10 protein-coding genes are annotated in these 15,963 nt (G+C 55.9%); 7 read left to right on the forward strand and 3 right to left on the reverse strand.

Annotated elements, in window-relative coordinates:
* The first annotated feature begins 27 nt into the window (after positions 1-27).
* The 4 genes from H1S06_RS10010 to pbpC all read left to right on the forward strand — a co-directional run bounded on the left by H1S06_RS10010 (position 28) and on the right by pbpC (position 9,068).
* Entirely contained in the window at positions 28-435 is a 408-nt protein-coding gene (locus H1S06_RS10010; protein WP_181739741.1) for a MarR family winged helix-turn-helix transcriptional regulator, read from the forward strand.
* Positions 436-535: 100 nt separating this feature from the next.
* Positions 536-1,750, forward strand: coding sequence for a YbfB/YjiJ family MFS transporter (locus tag H1S06_RS10015; RefSeq protein WP_181739743.1), 1,215 nt, complete (start codon positions 536-538; stop codon positions 1,748-1,750).
* Between the two features lie 88 nt (positions 1,751-1,838).
* The gene (locus tag H1S06_RS10020) at positions 1,839-6,731 is read left to right on the forward strand and encodes an alpha-2-macroglobulin family protein (RefSeq protein ID WP_181739745.1); all 4,893 of its coding nucleotides are present in this window, start codon (positions 1,839-1,841) and stop codon (positions 6,729-6,731) included.
* 6 nt (positions 6,732-6,737) lie between these two features.
* Positions 6,738-9,068 carry a penicillin-binding protein 1C gene (pbpC, locus tag H1S06_RS10025; RefSeq protein WP_181739747.1) on the forward strand — a complete coding sequence of 777 codons (2,331 nt, stop codon included), beginning with the start codon at positions 6,738-6,740 and terminating at the stop codon, positions 9,066-9,068.
* Here pbpC and H1S06_RS10030 read toward each other — a convergent pair.
* Positions 9,037-10,251 (reverse strand): multidrug effflux MFS transporter, encoded by a 1,215-nt coding sequence (locus H1S06_RS10030; RefSeq protein ID WP_181739749.1) that lies wholly within the window; start codon positions 10,249-10,251, stop codon positions 9,037-9,039. The genes pbpC and H1S06_RS10030 overlap by 32 nt on opposite strands.
* Positions 10,252-10,466: 215 nt before the next feature.
* Here H1S06_RS10030 and H1S06_RS10035 point away from each other — a divergent pair, with 215 nt between their 5' ends.
* A complete protein-coding gene (locus H1S06_RS10035) occupies positions 10,467-11,111 on the forward strand; it encodes a TetR/AcrR family transcriptional regulator (RefSeq protein WP_181739751.1) in 645 nt (214 codons plus the stop codon).
* A gap of 85 nt (positions 11,112-11,196) precedes the next feature.
* The gene (gene fabV / locus H1S06_RS10040) at positions 11,197-12,393 is read left to right on the forward strand and encodes an enoyl-ACP reductase FabV (protein ID WP_181739753.1); all 1,197 of its coding nucleotides are present in this window, start codon (positions 11,197-11,199) and stop codon (positions 12,391-12,393) included.
* Between the two features lie 186 nt (positions 12,394-12,579).
* Here fabV and H1S06_RS10045 read toward each other — a convergent pair whose 3' ends face one another.
* Together H1S06_RS10045 and H1S06_RS10050 are read right to left on the reverse strand one after the other, a co-directional pair.
* Complete coding sequence (locus H1S06_RS10045) at positions 12,580-13,614, reverse strand: methionine synthase (RefSeq protein ID WP_181739755.1); 1,035 nt, start codon at positions 13,612-13,614, stop codon at positions 12,580-12,582.
* A gap of 27 nt (positions 13,615-13,641) precedes the next feature.
* Positions 13,642-14,619, reverse strand: a complete 978-nt coding sequence (locus H1S06_RS10050) for a DUF1852 domain-containing protein (RefSeq protein WP_181739757.1) — start codon at positions 14,617-14,619, stop codon at positions 13,642-13,644.
* Between the two features lie 426 nt (positions 14,620-15,045).
* On the opposite strand from H1S06_RS10050, the gene H1S06_RS10055 reads away from it, so the two are divergent.
* Complete coding sequence (locus H1S06_RS10055) at positions 15,046-15,846, forward strand: sulfite exporter TauE/SafE family protein (protein WP_181739759.1); 801 nt, start codon at positions 15,046-15,048, stop codon at positions 15,844-15,846.
* Positions 15,847-15,963 lie beyond the last annotated feature (117 nt).

Consider the following 15,963-nt stretch of genomic DNA (forward strand, 5'->3'; position numbering starts at 1 on the left):
TGACATGATTGTTATCGGGCATTTTTTATGCAATTCGACGATTGCCTCTTTTTTCATTTAACGACGGCGGCGCGCTGTGCATCCAGATACTGGAAACAGGCGGTATGCGATTTTGGCATCACGGGCGTACAGGCCATGGTGCTTAATGTGCTGCACGAACAGGAGGGTGTTTCTGCTGCCAGCCTGGGGAAAAAAGCCTGTCTGGACAGTGCCACTCTGAGTGGTGTGCTGGATCGGCTGGAACGTGATCGGTTGTTGCAGCGTGCGCCATGCAGCGAGGATGGGCGGGCCATTCGGGTATCCCTGACGCCCGAAGGGCGTGAATTGGCGGCCAGAGTCCATACACGCATGGAAGAAGCCAACAGCACATACAGCGAACGACTGTCAACCGCCGAGTTGCGGCAGTTGCAGCGACTGTTGACGAAATTGCAATAACGCATCTGCAGCAAATCTTGTATGCAAGACAAATTTTCGGGTACCTTTGAAATCTGCTTGGATCATCCAAGAGTGGATTAATAATGATAAGGAACCCACAATGTCAGATCAGGCACAGCGTCTGAAGGTGCTCTTTGCCGGTATCTTCAGTCAGATTCTTTGTATCGGGATTGCCCGATTTTCCTACACGCCTTTATTGCCCGTCATGCAGGACCAGACCTGGCTTGGTGATGCCGAAGGTGGATGGCTGGCGGCAATCAACTATGCCGGATACATGTGCGGTGCACTGGTAGCGGCATCGATCAGCGACTTGCAGCTCAAGGACCGGTTGTACCGTATCGGTCTGGTCATGGCCGTAGTGACTACGGCCGGAATGGCGGCTACCGATAATCTGTTGTTGTGGTCAGGACTGCGTTTTTTATCGGGTCTCAGTAGTGCAGGGTCCATGCTGATTGCGTCCGGGCTGATATTGAACTGGTTGATTCGGCATCATCATCGTAGCGAGCTGGGCATTCACTTTGCCGGTGTCGGGCTGGGTATCATGTTTGCCGCCATTGTCGTCGAGGTTATGCTGCGGCTGAGCCTGAATTGGGCAGACCAGTGGCTCTGGTTTGGTGCCATGGGAGCACTGTTGGCCGTGCCGGCCTGGCGCTGGCTTCCGTCTCCGGGCGCGGCATCCCTGACCAAAAGTGGGCAAGCCATGGTGGATCAACCGCCTGGTGCCCGTTTCATGTGGCTGATGATGGCGGCGTATTTCTGTGCCGGATACGGGTACGTGATTAGTGCAACCTTTATTGTCACCATCGTCGAGCGTGAACCGGCGCTGGTCGGCATGGGTCAGCTGGTCTTCCTGATAGTCGGCGTCGCGGCGGCGCCTGCCGTTATGGTATGGGATCTGGTGGCGCGCCGGCTGGGATATCTTAGTGCTCTGTTTTTGGCCTACCTGATTCAGGTTGTCGGGATCATTATGCCTACCGTCAGTGATAGCCTGGCCGCCATTTTGATCAGTGCGGTATTGTATGGCGGTACGTTTATTGGCTGCGTCAGTCTGGTCTTGACCATGGCAGGGCGGCTATACCCGACCAAGCCCGCCAAACTGATGGGCAAGATGACACTGTCCTATGGCGTGGCTCAGATAGTGGCACCGGCGCTGACCGGTATGATGGCGGAGCAGAACGGTAACTACGATATGGGGCTCTGGCTGGCCGGAGGCTTCGTACTGCTGGGCGCGTTGTTGATCCTGATTCTTAAGGTGACTGATGTAACGGTAACCGAGTTGGATCAAAGCAACCGGCTTGTGTCCGGGCGTCCGTGACGGCATCATGATACGAAAGTTTCAAGGATAGGGTCGGGCCTGTAGTCAGCCGGTATGCTGGCCCGTCATTCCGGCACGGGAGTCGACTATGCCATCGTTCAAGCGTTCGTTTATTTTGCCGCTGCTGCTGGGAGTTCTACTGGCGGGGTGTTCCGATGATCCATCTCCCGGGGCCTCGACGCAGAAGTCCGCCGATGTGGTGGCGGATAAGGCGGCAACGGAACAGGTGAGTCGTAACGCCTCAGCTGAAGTGACACTGCGGGTGCAGGACATCAGTGTACAGACCTGGCAGGGACGTCAGGCCGCTGCTGTGACACTGTCGACGCCGGTGGCGCTGGACCAGCCCTTTGATCCCTGGCTCATGATTGAAACCGAATCCGGTGAGCTTCTTCCGGGCAGCTGGGTGGCCGATAAGCGTGGCAAGGTGCTGTACTTTACGGGGTTGGAACCTGAGCACACCTACCGTGTTCGTGTGCGGCCGGGCCTGATTGCAGCCAATGGCAGCACGCTTGCCAACCTGTCCAGTGTGGTGGTTGAAACGCCTGCCCTCCAGTCGGCGCTGGGATTCGCCGGGCGCGGAAATCTGTTGGCGCACCGCCTGCGTCAGGGCCTGCCTGTCATGGCAGTCAATGTGGATCAGGTCGATGTGGATTTTTACCGCATACCTGAGGAAGCACTGGTCGATTTCCTGGCCAATTTCGGCCAAAGCACTCAACTGAGTGGCTGGGATGCGGAGCGCTATCTGGACAAGGTTGAATTGTCCTGGTCCGGGCGCTTCGACCTGAAGCTGGATGACAATACTCGGGCGTCACGTTACCTGCCGGTGCATGACATCACGGCCCTGAACAAGAGTGGTGTCTATCTGGCGGTCATGCGGGAAGCCGGGGATATCAGTTATTACTACCCGGCGACCTGGTTTGCAGTGACGGACCTTGGGGCTCAAGTACGACTGTACAAGGATCAGCTGCAGGTTCAGGTGAATACCCTGTCGGGTGCAGACCCTCTGGCAGGCGTAAAACTGACCCTGTTGAATGATGAGGGGCGGACCTTGCTGGAAGGTGCCACTGATCGTAATGGTCAGGCCAACTTCAAGGCGGAACAGCTCGCGCCCGGTGTTTTGCAGGCTGCGCCGCTGTTGTTGCTGCGCAAGGGGCCGGAAACGTCGCTGTTGCGCCTGTCCGGGCCTTCGCTGGATCTGGCTGAATTTCCGGTAACGGGGCCTGGCCGACGGCCGCAGGAAATTTTCATTTATAGCCCTCGGGACCTCTATCGACCGGGAGAAACGCTGCTGTTCAGCGCTCTGTTGCGGTCTGATCGTGGCGAAGCGGTACCCGGTATTGCACTCAAATCACAGTTGCTGCAGCCGGATGGACGAGTTGTGCTCAGTCAGCGTCTTGAGCCTCAGGAACTGAACTACTATGAGGCAGAGCTGCCCCTGTCGGCCGATGCACCAACCGGCGAGTGGCGTTGGCAGCTGGAATTGCCGGATGGCAGTCAGAGGGAATATGCCGTCCAAGTGGAGTCTTTCCTGCCTGAACGCATGGCCTTGAATATGGAAGCGGCAACGACACTGGCACCCAATGAGGATTTCCGGGTGCGGGTTCAGGGTGACTATCTGTACGGTGCGCCTGCGGCCGATGCTCGCCTGCAGGCGCAGCTGCTGGCGCGGCTTGAGCCCCATCCTTTCCCCGCGTTCAAGGATTTCTGGTTTGGTCATCCCGATGATACCGCGCTGGAACGGCGCGAGGAGCTGGATGAAATCCAGCTGGATACAGAAGGCCGCGGCGAGTTGCAGGTTGAGTCTTACTGGCAGGCACTCACCAGCCCGTTGCGCCTGCAGACCTATGCCAGCCTGTTGGATTCGGGGGGGCGCCCGGTAACGCGCCGAGCGGCATCCGTAGTACTTCCGGGGGAGCGGTTGCCGGGTATTCGTCCGTTGTTTGCGGATGATCAGGTGGATTACGAAAGCAGTGCCGCTTTTGAAGTGGTACTGACCGATGGCGAAGCCCGTTTGGCGGCGGAGCTGTTGCAGTTTAGCCTCGTGCGTGAGCGGCGTGACTATCACTGGAGCTGGAGTGACACCGACGGTTGGCAGAGTCAATTTACCGAGCGCCATTACACAGTCGAGCAGAGAGAGCTAAGCCTGCACGAAAATGAACGACTGGAAGTCAGTGTCCCGGTTGAGTGGGGCTATTACCGCGTTGAACTCAAGGATATGCAGACCGGACAGGTTTCGGCATACCGTTTCCGTGCGGGCTGGGACCCGGATGCCCAGGTCATGGCGGGGCGCCCGGATCGCATCGGGTTGAGCCTGAATCAACAGGCATATGTAGCGGGAGATGAAATAAAGGTACAGGTGCGCCCGCCTGCAGCAGGCAAGGGCTATCTTCTGCTGGAATCGGATCGTCTGCTGCACCGTGAAGCCGTGGAGATCCCGGCCGAAGGCGGCGAGCTTTCGTTGACGCTGAAGCCGGAATGGATGCATCACAACCTGTATTTGAGTGTACTGCTGTTGAAGCCGGGCAGTGCGGATACGGGAGCCCTTCCGGTTCGTATGCTGGGGATTGAGCCGGTACCACTGGCAACTGAAGACCATGCGCTGCAGGTCGAGTTCGAGGGGGTGCCACCGCAGGTGCGGCCCGAACAGACCATCCAGGTCCCCCTTCAAGTCTCGCGCCGTAACGGGCAGCCATTGCCGGATCAGGTACGAGTGACGCTGGCCGCTGTCGATATGGGCGTTCTGTCGATCACCGGGTTCGATACACCGGACCCCTTGGCCTGGTTCTTTGATCCAGGCGCGTATGCAGTCGAAGTCAGAGATAACTACTCCGACCTGATTGATGCGGAAGCGGGTGAGATGGCACGGTTGAGATTCGGTGGGGATGCCGATCTCAGCCGTGGTGGCGCACAACCACCAACGGATGTGCAGATACTGTCGCTGTTTTCGGGTGCCGTGAGTGTGGACCGCGAAGGACATGTCAGCATTCCACTGGATCTGCCGGCTTTTAACGGCAGGGTGCGTTTGATGGCGGTGGCTTTTTCTGACGACAGCCTGGGAGCGGGTGAGCAGGAGTTGCAGGTTGTAGCACCGGTCGTGGCTGAGCTGAATCGACCCCGCTTCCTGGCGCCGGGTGATCGTGCGCGCCTGACGCTGGATTTGCATAACCGTACCGAACATGCACAGACGCTGACGGTTGATCTATCGGCAGGGCTGGGGATGCGGCTTGATGGTCATGAACAATGGCAACAGAAGGTTGAGCTGGCGGCAGGTGCTCGCACAACATTGGCGCTGGAAGCCGTGGCCGGGGCCCGCTTTGGTGCGGCGCCGTTAGAGCTTAACGTCAGAGGTATCAAGGGCGAACCGGATATCCAGCGAGAGTGGACTCTGGGGGTGCGACCGGCTTGGCCGGCGCAGTCGTTGAGTTGGCAGCAGCCGATCCAGCCTGGTGAAACCTTTGCCTTCAAGGGGCGAGCTCTACAGGGATTATTGCCGTCGACATTGAATGCACAGTTGAGCCTGTCCAGTTATCCCCCGATTAATGTGGCACGCCATTTCAGTGAGTTGAAAGCTTACCCGTACGGGTGTTCCGAGCAGACGACCAGTGGCGTATTTGCCCAGCTGTATGTGACCGGCGATGTGCTGGCAACACTTGGGCTTGCCGGTGAGGCTCCGGCTGAACGTCGAGCAGCGCTTGAGCTGGCGATCCGGCGTCTGTTTGGCATGCAACGCAACAATGGCAGCTTCGGCCTGTGGAACAACAGCAGCCCTGAAGAGCCTTGGCTGACTGTGTATATCACCGATTTCTTGTTGCGAGCGCGTGAAGCCGGTTATGCCGTATCTGAACCTGCCTTGAAGCAGGCGCTGGAACAGGTCAGTCGCTACCTGCGCAACCCGAATCTGATAAATGGTGAACTGTTGCATGACAGCCGTTCGCGTTTTGCCGTGCGGGCTTATGCGGCTCAGGTACTGGCGCGTCAGGGGCAGGCGCCTTTGGCTGAATTGCGCAACCTGCTTGACCACCGCGCCGAAGAATCAACAGCCTTGTCCATGGTTCAGTTGGGATTGGCGTTGAATGCTGCCGGTGATGCACCACGAGCCGAAAAGGCGCTGCAGCGTGGGTTGAGCGGGCTGTATAAGGACAGCTTCTTGCGCACGGACTACGGAAGTCTCGTACGGGATCGTGCCCTGGCACTGTTCTGGCTACTGGAGTCGGAGCGGCCGAAGTCCGAGTGGCTGATGTTGCTGGAGCCTTTGCAGGCGGCGATTGCAGATCGCAGCTGGTTCAGCACACAAGAGCGTAATGCACTCTTCCTGGCAGGGCAGGCATTGAGCCTACAGGGCGGTGATGCCATGCGTTTGCAGCTGGGTGGTGCTTTGGAGCAGGCCGTAAACGTGGATGATGCGCGTTTCAGCTTGGAGGGGGCACCACTGACCGAGGGACTCCGTGTGCACAACAGGGGCGAGCGGCAAGCTTGGCTTAACTTGCGCTTGCAGGGGTATACGGATCAGGCCCCGGCTGCTTACAGCCGAGGGCTTAAGGTTGAACGCCGCTATTATGATGGGAATGGTCAGCCGCTCAAGCTTGAGCAGCTGAAAACCGGTGATCAGGTGCTGGTTGAGCTGGATGTTCACAGTGAAGAGTCGATACCGGACGCACTGATTGTGGATCTGCTCCCGGCGGGGCTGGAGCTGGAAAACCAGAATCTGGCCACCAGTGTTTCCATGTCCGAACTGAAAGTGGGTGACGAACGCGTTGCCGATTTGATGGCGTTGATCGATCTGCGTCATCAGGAATTCCGGGATGACCGCTATGTGGCTGCGGTGAAGCTGGACTGGGGACGGGCGCGACTGTTTTATCTGGCACGGGCCGTCACACCGGGTGAGTATCGTGTGCCGCCAAGTTTTGCCGAATCCATGTACCGACCGGCCTTGCGTCATCTGGGGGGAGATAGCGGTACCCTGAGTATTCGGGCGCGCTGATACTGCATGCGTGTCAAACGTCGAGCAGGGCTCTGGATCCTGCCCCTGCTGATAGTATTGTCGTGGGGGTTGGATCGAACCTTTCCGCTACCGGCGCCTGCCGGTCCTGCAATACGGATCCTGGCGGATGGCGGAGAGGTGTTGCGCGCCTTCCCCGCTCCGGACCAGACCTGGCGTTACCCCGTGGCCTCCGATCAGGTGGCGCCAGTCTATAAGGAAATCCTGCTGGCCTATGAAGATCGGGCGTTTTATTACCATCCAGGCATTAACCCTCTGGCGATCGTCCGCGCCGGCTGGCAGAACCTGAAGACGGGGACGGTCGTGTCGGGTGGTTCAACGTTGAGCATGCAGGTGGCGGGCATGCTGGATCCTTATCCCCGCACGCTCAAAGGCAAGATACGCCAGGCCCTGCGGACGCTGCAGCTGGAGTGGTACTACAGCAAGGACGAAATCCTGACGTTGTATCTGAACCATGCGCCCTTCGGCGGTATGTTGTCGGGGGTCGAATCTGCGTCACGCCACTACTTTGGCAAACCGGCCGCCCGGCTCAGTGATGCCGAAGCTGCGTTGTTGGCCGTTTTGCCACAGCGTCCGAGTGACTGGCGGCCTGATCGCTATCCGGGACGTGCGCGTCAGGCCCGTGACAAGGTGTTGCGGCGAATGCAGTCACTCGGCGTCTGGTCTGAACACCGGGTAGCAGCGGCACTACGCGAACCGGTTTCCGCGTTGCCTCCTGAACCCCCGCTATTGGCGCCTCTGGCGGCACGGCGCTTGCGTCAGTCATGTCCGACCTGTACGGAATTGCCCACGTTTATCGATGCCGGTTTGCAGCGTCAGTTGCAGGCCTTGGTTGGCAGTTACACGGCCCGTTTGGGGGAACGTCAATCGGTGGCAGTCCTGGTCGTGCGTAATGCCGATCGGGCTGTCCGAGGATACGTCGGCAGTGCGCATTTCGGTGATGCGCTGAGCCAGGGGCATGTTGATATGACACGCGCCATACGCTCACCGGGATCAACCCTGAAGCCTTTTGCCTATGGCATGGCGCTGGACCGTGGCCTGATTCATTCCCATTCACTGTTACTGGATACCCCTCGCTATGGCTTGCGGTATCGGCCGCATAATTTCACGGGCGGTTTCAGCGGCCCGGTCACGGCCATCGAATCATTGCAGCGTTCACTGAATTTACCGGTGGTGCAGCTGGTTGACCATCTGGGGCCAGAGCGTTTTGTATCGGGTTTGCTGAATGCAGGACTGGAATTGCGTGGGGCGGGCGTGCGACAGCCCAATGCGTCGGTTGTCCTGGGGGGGGTTGGAACAAGCCTGGAGTCGCTGGTCGGGATATACACCGCTTTGGCGCGTGATGGGCAGGCCGGTTCCGTGCGTTTACAGCCAGCGGAACCTGAACGTGGACGCTGGCTGATGAGCCCGGGAGCCGCCTGGATCAGTTGGCGCATGCTGGCGCACAACCCCTGGCGAGCGTTAGGGCATATTGGTCAGACGCCCTGGAATCTGGCCTGGAAAACCGGTACCAGTTATGGGTATCGAGATGCCTGGGCGATTGGCGTGTCGCCGCAATGGACAATCGGTGTTTGGGTCGGGCGTCCTGATGGCAGCCCCAGTCCCGGGCGCTATGGACGTCAAGCGGCCGCGCCGCTGTTGTTCAGGGTGCATGAGCTGTTACCTGACAGCAGAGAGTCCCTGCCTCGCCCCGACAGCGTGAGCCAGCACCATATCTGCTGGCCGCTCGGTACGGTCCGGGAGCATCCTGATAATCAGGAGAGGAATTGTTTGCAGCAGCACGAGGCCTGGTTGCTGAACGAGACGGCGCCGCCGACATTGCCCCAGGTGCCTGATCTGCTGCAGCCGTCTTTGTTGCGTTCGGTTGTAGTGGATATAGCAAGTGAACAGGCGGTAGCGCCCGGATGTGTCAATGACATTCGGGGGCCTTTGAGCGTGCGCAAGATTGCACTTTGGCCGCTGCCGGCGGAACCCTGGCTCAAGCCCGAATGGCGGCGCAGTCAGCGGTTGCCTTCGGTCGCTGACAGCTGTACGCGGTTACAGTTTCTACATGCCCCCATCCGTATCATCGGCATTGAAGCCGGGAGCCACTTGCGGCTGCCGCCTGGCCGTGCGGAGCTGGTGATTGATTTGCGTGTACGAGGAGCCTCGGGTGACTTGAACTGGTATTTGAATGGTGAACCTCTGCCGACTGAAGCCGGGTATCGGCTGGCCTTGACGCTGTCCGCCAGTGGCCGCTATCGGCTTAGTGTGGTAGACAGCAGCGGCAGTACCGATTCCATCGAGTTCAGCTTTCAACGCTCGGACACGGGTGGTTAACGGTTTCGGACTTTGGCAGTAGCCACAGGCCCAGCAGGTTGCCCAGGACGCTGGCGCCAAACATGATGGCCAGCATTGGGAAAGGCGTTCCATCACCCAACAGACCGACCAGAGAGCCGCCCAGGGCTCCGGACGCAAAACCGCAGGCACCAATCAGGGCGGTGGCGGTGGCGGCCATATGGGGAAAGAGTTCGCAGGTACCTGCCATTCCGTTTGAAATGATAAAGCCCTGTACTCCGATGTAGCACATGATCAGCCCGACAACCAGCCAGAGCGGCGGCTGGGCGAGTATGAATGTCAGTATCAGGATTCCGGCGGTCAGCAATTGCACACGTTGCGCGCTTTGTAGCAGTTGTCGAGAGCTGAATCGGTGCAGCAGGCGGATATTGATCCGGTTACAGGCCAGCAGGGTTAGAATATTCAGACCAAACAGGATCGTGTACAGACTGGGTGAAGCACCATAGTAGTGAATGTAGCTGCCGGCGGAACCGGTAATGAAGGCAAACATGCCGGCATAGCTGGCTGCAATAGAGAACAGATAGCCCAGTGCCGTACGGTGTTTCAGAACGGATGCGTAGCTGCGCAGGGGGTTGGGCATGGGGCCTTCCGGTCGCGTATGTGTTTCGGGCAGACGCCAGAAAAGTATCAGCATGATCAGCAGGGTGTAGACACCGAGAAACAGAAAAATGGCTCTCCAGTTGGCGACTTCAAGCAGGACTGTACCGAGTACGGGGGCCAGTAGTGGGGCGGTCATCAGGATGCTGGCCATGCGGCTCATGGCTTGGGCACTGTCACGTCCGGTGAAACGGTCGCGAATGACGGCTGCCGAGTTGACTACGCTCATGCCGCCGCCGAACCCCTGCAGAATACGGGCGGCCAGCAGGGTGTCGATCGAGTTGGCCAACATGGCGCCGATGGCTCCCAGCAGGAACAGGCCAAGACCGCTGAAAATAGCACGGCGGCGACCGAAACGGTCGGAAAAAGGGCCTCCCGTCAGCTGGCCTAGAGCGAAGCCGGCCAGGAACAGACTGACCGACAGTTCAACCTGGTGGATGGAGATACCAAGCTCACCGGCTATTGTAGGGATGGCCGGCAGATAGGCATCGGTAGAAAGTGGGCCCAGCGCCGTCAGGCCGGCCAACATCAGAATCAGGCCGGGTATGGGAATCTGCTTAGCGGTCATGGTTGCGCCTCGTCTGGCCGGTGGAATTGCAGCAGGCTGCCCGAGTAACATTCAGTGTTGATTATGTTGCGGAAGGGAAGCTGAAGATAAACAATAGTGTAATGTAACATACGTTACATTAATATGAGTATTCCATTGATGCAAGCCGATATCATCGCCCAATGGCGCTGATATAATGGTAGCAGTCGAGTCTGTAAATTAAGTTGAAGAGTAACGTGCAACCTGAACCGAATGCCAAACCCTGTGGCCTGACCCCAAAGGGGCTGGAGCGACAGAAGCGAATTCTGGATGCTGCCCGTGATGTGTTTCTGGAACAGGGTTACGATAACGCCAGTATCAACGAAATCATGTGTCGTGCCGGCGGCTCGCTCAGTACGCTGTACCGTCTGTTCGGTAACAAATTGGGGCTGTTCGAGGCGATGATGACGCAAACCTCCAACCGGGTGTTTGCCGCCTTCGAAGCAGTAGAGTGTGCCGCCCGGCGGGGAGACTCCCCTGAACAGGCATTGAAACATTATGGTCGCCTGATGCTGGAGCGGGTTTTAAGCCAGGAGGCCGTTGGTTTATACCGTCTGGTGACAACGGATTGCAGCAGTGAAAGAGATCGTATTCAGGCTCTGTTTTACGAACAGGGGCCCAAGCGCCTCAACGGCAAACTGAGCGCTTATCTGCAGACTCAGGTTGAGCAGGGCGGCATGCAGATTCAGGATACGGAGTTGGCGGCCTTTCAGTTTCTGGAAATGGTCAAGGGCAATTTTCAGTTGCGTGCCATGATGGGCATGGAAATTCCCGAGAGTGAACGTGAGCGGGCGGTCGAGCAGGCCGTCGAACTTTTTCTGTATGGTGCAACTCGGCGTTAGGCACTGCTTGGCGCGCTGTTGTCAGCGCTTCAAATACGGTATCTTAGGCGGCTTTGTACCTGAATAGAATGGCACCGAATCGAATATGATTATCAAACCGAAAATTCGTGGCTTTATCTGTACGACCACGCACCCCGTAGGTTGTGAAGCGAATGTCCGTGAACAGATCGCCTACACCCAGGCCCAGGGCAAGATTGAAAACGGCCCCAAACGTGTGCTGGTGATCGGCGCATCCAGCGGTTACGGTCTGTCTTCACGCATCGCCGCCGCTTTCGGCAGTGATGCTGCCACCATCGGTGTCTTTTTCGAAAAGCCGGGCACTGAGCGTAAGCCGGGCACGGCCGGATGGTATAACGCTGCTGCCTTTGACAAGTGTGCCAAGGAAGCCGGGCTGTACGCCAAGAGTCTGAACGGGGATGCCTTTTCCCATGATGCCAAGCAGAAAACTATCGAGCTGATCCAAGAAGATCTGGGCCAGATTGATCTGGTCGTGTACTCGCTTGCTTCTCCCGTGCGCAAAATGCCGGATACGGGTGAAGTCGTGCGGTCAGCACTGAAACCGATCGGCGAACCCTACCGTTCAACTGCGATTGATACCAACAAGGACGTGATTACCGAAGCCGAGATCGAACCGGCGACGGAAGAAGAAGTGGCCAACACCGTTACCGTTATGGGCGGTGAAGACTGGGAACTCTGGATCAACGCGCTGGAAGACGCCGGTGTGCTGGCCGACGACTGCAAGACCGTGGCCTACAGTTATATTGGTACCGATATCACTTGGCCAATCTACTGGCACGGTGCATTGGGCAAGGCCAAGCAGGATCTGGACCGCGCAGCGGGCGATTTGAATGACAAGCTGTCCGGTGCGCATAACGGCCAGGCTAACGTGGCTGTTCTCAAGTCTGTCGTAACTCAGGCCAGCTCTGCCATTCCGGTGATGCCTTTGTACCTGTCCATGGTATTCAAGGTGATGCGCGAGCAGGGTATTCACGAAGGTTGCATGGAGCAGGTACATCGCCTGTTCAAGACTGGCCTGTATGGCACTACTGCCGAGATGGATGATGGCAACCGTTTCCGTATGGATGATTGGGAGCTGCGTGATGATGTGCAGAAAGCCTGTCGTGAGCTTTGGCCCCAGGTAACCAGTGAGAACCTGTTCGACGTCACCGACTACCAGCTGTACAAGGATGAATTCCTGAAACTGTTTGGTTTTGGCATTGACGGCGTTGATTACGAAGCAGACGTGAACCCGGATGTACAGTTTGATGTGATCGATATCTGACGATCAGATCGATGTTGGCAAGGCCCTGCTCGGTGTTGAACCGTGCGGGGCCTTTTCGATTCGGAAACTGTGCTTTTGTCAATGACAACGAGGGGAATAATACGAGGCTGGTGACCCGGTTTGATCTTGGGGGATGCGTTCGATCAAACCTGAAAAGGTCACTCGGGTGTACGGTGCTTTGACAGCTCAGTTTGATGCCGAGAGTTCTTTGCGGACAATCTCCGCGCCTGCACTCAAGGCATTCAACTTGCCCCTTGCCACTGGACGAGACAGAGGAGCCATGCCGCAGTTGGTGCAAGGATAGAGTTTATCGGCATCAACAAACTGCAGGGCCTTGCGCAGAGTGCTGGCGACCTCCTCCGGTGTCTCGATGGTGTTGGTGGCGACATCAATGGCGCCGACCATGACTTTTTTGCCTCGAATGAGTTCGATCAACTCCATGGGCACGCGAGAGTTGTGGCATTCCAGTGATATCATGTCGAGACTGGACTTCTGAAGTCTGGGAAACACCTCTTCGTATTGTCTCCACTCGCTCCCCAGTGTTTTTTTCCAGTCCGTATTGGCCTTGATGCCGTAGCCATAACAAATATGTACGGCCGTTTCACACTTGAGCCCTTCAACGGCCTTTTCCAGAGCCGCGATGCCCCAATCATTGACTTCGTCAAAGAAGACGTTAAACGCAGGCTCGTCGAACTGGATAATATCAACCCCGGCGGCCTCCAGTTCTCTGGCTTCCTGGTTGAGTATTTTGGCGAATTCCCAGGCCAGTTTTTCACGACTTTTATAATGATCGTCATACAGCGTATCGATCATAGTCATGGGGCCGGGCAGAGCCCACTTGATAGGCTGGCTGGTTTGCTGACGCAGAAACTGGGCATCTTTTACAAACACGGGCTTTTGTCGGGCTACAGCATCAACAACCGTCGGTACGCTTGCGTCATAGCGATCACGAATCTTGACGGTCTTGCGATTTTCAAAGTCAACGCCACTCAAGTGTTCAATAAATGTCGTAACAAAATGCTGGCGCGTTTGCTCGCCATCGCTGATGATGTCGATACTGGCGTGTAGTTGCTCTTGCAACGACACGCGCAAGGCATCCTGTTTGCCTTCAATCAACTGTTCATCCTGTAGTTTCCAGGGTGACCAGAGAGTCTCCGGCTCTGCCAGCCAAGAGGGTTTTGGCAGGCTGCCAGCTGTTGATGTGGGTAACAGTTTTTTCATGATCACAACTTCGTATGCTTTGTTGGGTTATAGAGTGTAATTGGCAGACCATTGTTCAAGCATTTTCTGATAGGGCTTGATGAAATGCTCTTTAGTAAAGTGGCCCTGCTTGATAGCCAACTGACCACGTTCTTCTCTATCGTAATCAATTCGGGTTAATGAGTGGTCCTGATGCTGGAGACTCGGTTGATAGCACTTTCCTGCCACTGTATTGGCATTGTAAATCTCGGGCCGGTAAATTTTCTGGAAAGTTTCCATGGTGCTAATGGTACTGATAAGCTCGAGGCTCGTGTAATCGTTGAGTAGATCGCCAAAGAAATAAAAGGCCAAAGGCGCGGCACTGTTACGGGGCATGAAATAGCGAACCTGCAGGCCCATTTTCTTGAAATATTGTTCGGTCAATGAAGGTTCATTAGGCTCGTATTCAAAGCCCAATACCGGGTGTTGATTTTCCGTTCGATAATATATTTTATTATCTGAAACGCTCAGACATATGACTGGAAGTTTATTGAAATTATTTTTATATATGTTCGAGCTTACGAAATATTTGAATAGTTTTCCGTGTAGGTCGCCAAAATTTTCGGGGACAGTAAAGTTATCTTTTCCCTTGTTATGATCCAGCAGCAATACGCTAAAATCATAATCTCGTACATAGGAGGAGAAATTATTTCCTACCATGCCTTCTACATGTTTTTTGGTTTTGTTATCAAAAATGTTCGTTTTCAGTATTTCAATCGTCGGAAATTTATGACCGTCACCTTTAATATCCAGGTCAACGGAGACAATCTCAAGTTGGACCGAGTATCGATCTCCATTAGGGTTGTCCCAGGAGGCCAGGTCATTAAAACGATTATTAATCATGCTTAAAGTATCGCGTAGATTTTCTTGGCGCCTTTTTCCTCGCGCCAAGTTGGCAAAATTTGTCGTGATACGTGTATTGTCCGATGGTCGATAATTTTCATCGAAACAAATGCTCTTAAGGGTAAATGTGAAGTCTTTATTCATGGTAGCTGGATATTCTTTTATCTAAATTTGGAATTTAATCTTTAGCCTGCTCTTTATGGGCTTGCCAATTTTATATTCTGACTTATCCGGTCTATCGCTTCGCAACTTCCTGATTGCTGGGCAAGGGCCAAGTATGAACCAACTGCAAGGTTGTCTAGCGTTAAGAGCACAGAGGGTTTTATACGCGATCTAAGTAATGAACTATATTGATTTTATTTGGTTGATATATGATTTTTACTCATGAGTCTTGAGGTTTGGGGTTGTGGATCAGGTTGAAGCCGGCGCGCCTTGGGAGGTTGACGGTATCAGGGGGATCAAGACTCGTATGTTTGGCCCTCCGAGGAAAACAGCGGTCAGACGGATGTTGTTTCAATTATCGAGTTGAGGCTCTAAGATGGTTCGCTTTTCTTTGCGAGTGAATGTGGAATGTTAACAACTCTGCTTCTCTATATGGTGTTGGGCGCGTTTGCGGGCGTGGCGGCAGGTCTTTTCGGCATTGGCGGCGGGTTGCTGATCGTGCCGGTATTGATTTTTTCTTTCCAGCTGCAGGGCGTATCGCCTGAGGTGCTGACACATATGGCGGTGGCCACTTCGTTGGCGACCATCGTGGTGACTTCGGTCAGTTCTGTGCGGGCGCACCATCAGCACGGAGCCGTGCGCTGGGAGCTGTTCAAGCCGCTGGCGGCCGGGATTCTGTTGGGTGCTGTACTCGGTGTGAACACGGCTGTGCAGCTACCGGGTGGAGTGCTGCAGGTTGCGCTTGGGGTGTTTGCCCTGATGGTAGCAGTACAGATGGCTCTCAACCTGAAGCCTGGGGCGGGGGAGCAGGTTGCGTCAAAAGTGGAGCTGGGAATTGCAGGCGGGCTCATCGGCTGGGCTTCATCCATTTTCGGGATCGGTGGCGGTAGCCTCAGTGTGCCCTATCTTAGCTGGCGTCGGGTGGTGATGCAGCAGGCAGTAGCTACCTCGGCGGCCTGTGGTCTTCCCATTGCTATTATGGGGGCCTTGACCAATATCTGGATGGGTTGGGGTGAGCCTGAATTGCCGCAGTGGAGCCTGGGATATGTTTACTTGCCGGCCTTTGCCGGTATCGTTTTGACCAGTGCGTTCACAGCCCCTTTAGGGGCGAAGTTAGCCCACAGGTTATCGCAGCCGGTGTTGAAAAAGGTCTTTGCCGTATTTCTGGTTGTGGTAGCGGGGCGTTTCATTTTCTCCAATCTGGGATAAGGGTGCCGATGGCAGGTCTATGGTCATGGTGAGTATCCGTGACCTGGTTATCGGCATAGAAAATGAAGGCTGGCGGGTGATCTTGAATGGCTTATACAGGGTTTTATCTGTACTTAA

Origin of the sequence: Marinobacterium marinum, assembly GCF_013868415.1 — a bacterium.
In the GTDB taxonomy this organism is placed as follows: Bacteria; Pseudomonadota; Gammaproteobacteria; order Pseudomonadales; family Balneatricaceae; genus Marinobacterium; species Marinobacterium marinum.

Coding starts and splice junctions, on each gene's coding strand:
- H1S06_RS10010 (WP_181739741.1), top strand. CDS start 28: ATGCAATTCGACGATTGCCTCTTTTTTCATTTAACGACGGCGGCGCGC.
- H1S06_RS10015 (WP_181739743.1), top strand. CDS start 536: ATGTCAGATCAGGCACAGCGTCTGAAGGTGCTCTTTGCCGGTATCTTC.
- H1S06_RS10020 (WP_181739745.1), top strand. CDS start 1,839: ATGCCATCGTTCAAGCGTTCGTTTATTTTGCCGCTGCTGCTGGGAGTT.
- pbpC (WP_181739747.1), top strand. CDS start 6,738: ATGCGTGTCAAACGTCGAGCAGGGCTCTGGATCCTGCCCCTGCTGATA.
- H1S06_RS10030 (WP_181739749.1), bottom strand. CDS start 10,251: ATGACCGCTAAGCAGATTCCCATACCCGGCCTGATTCTGATGTTGGCC.
- fabV (WP_181739753.1), top strand. CDS start 11,197: ATGATTATCAAACCGAAAATTCGTGGCTTTATCTGTACGACCACGCAC.
- H1S06_RS10045 (WP_181739755.1), bottom strand. CDS start 13,614: ATGAAAAAACTGTTACCCACATCAACAGCTGGCAGCCTGCCAAAACCC.
- H1S06_RS10050 (WP_181739757.1), bottom strand. CDS start 14,619: ATGAATAAAGACTTCACATTTACCCTTAAGAGCATTTGTTTCGATGAA.
- H1S06_RS10055 (WP_181739759.1), top strand. CDS start 15,046: ATGTTAACAACTCTGCTTCTCTATATGGTGTTGGGCGCGTTTGCGGGC.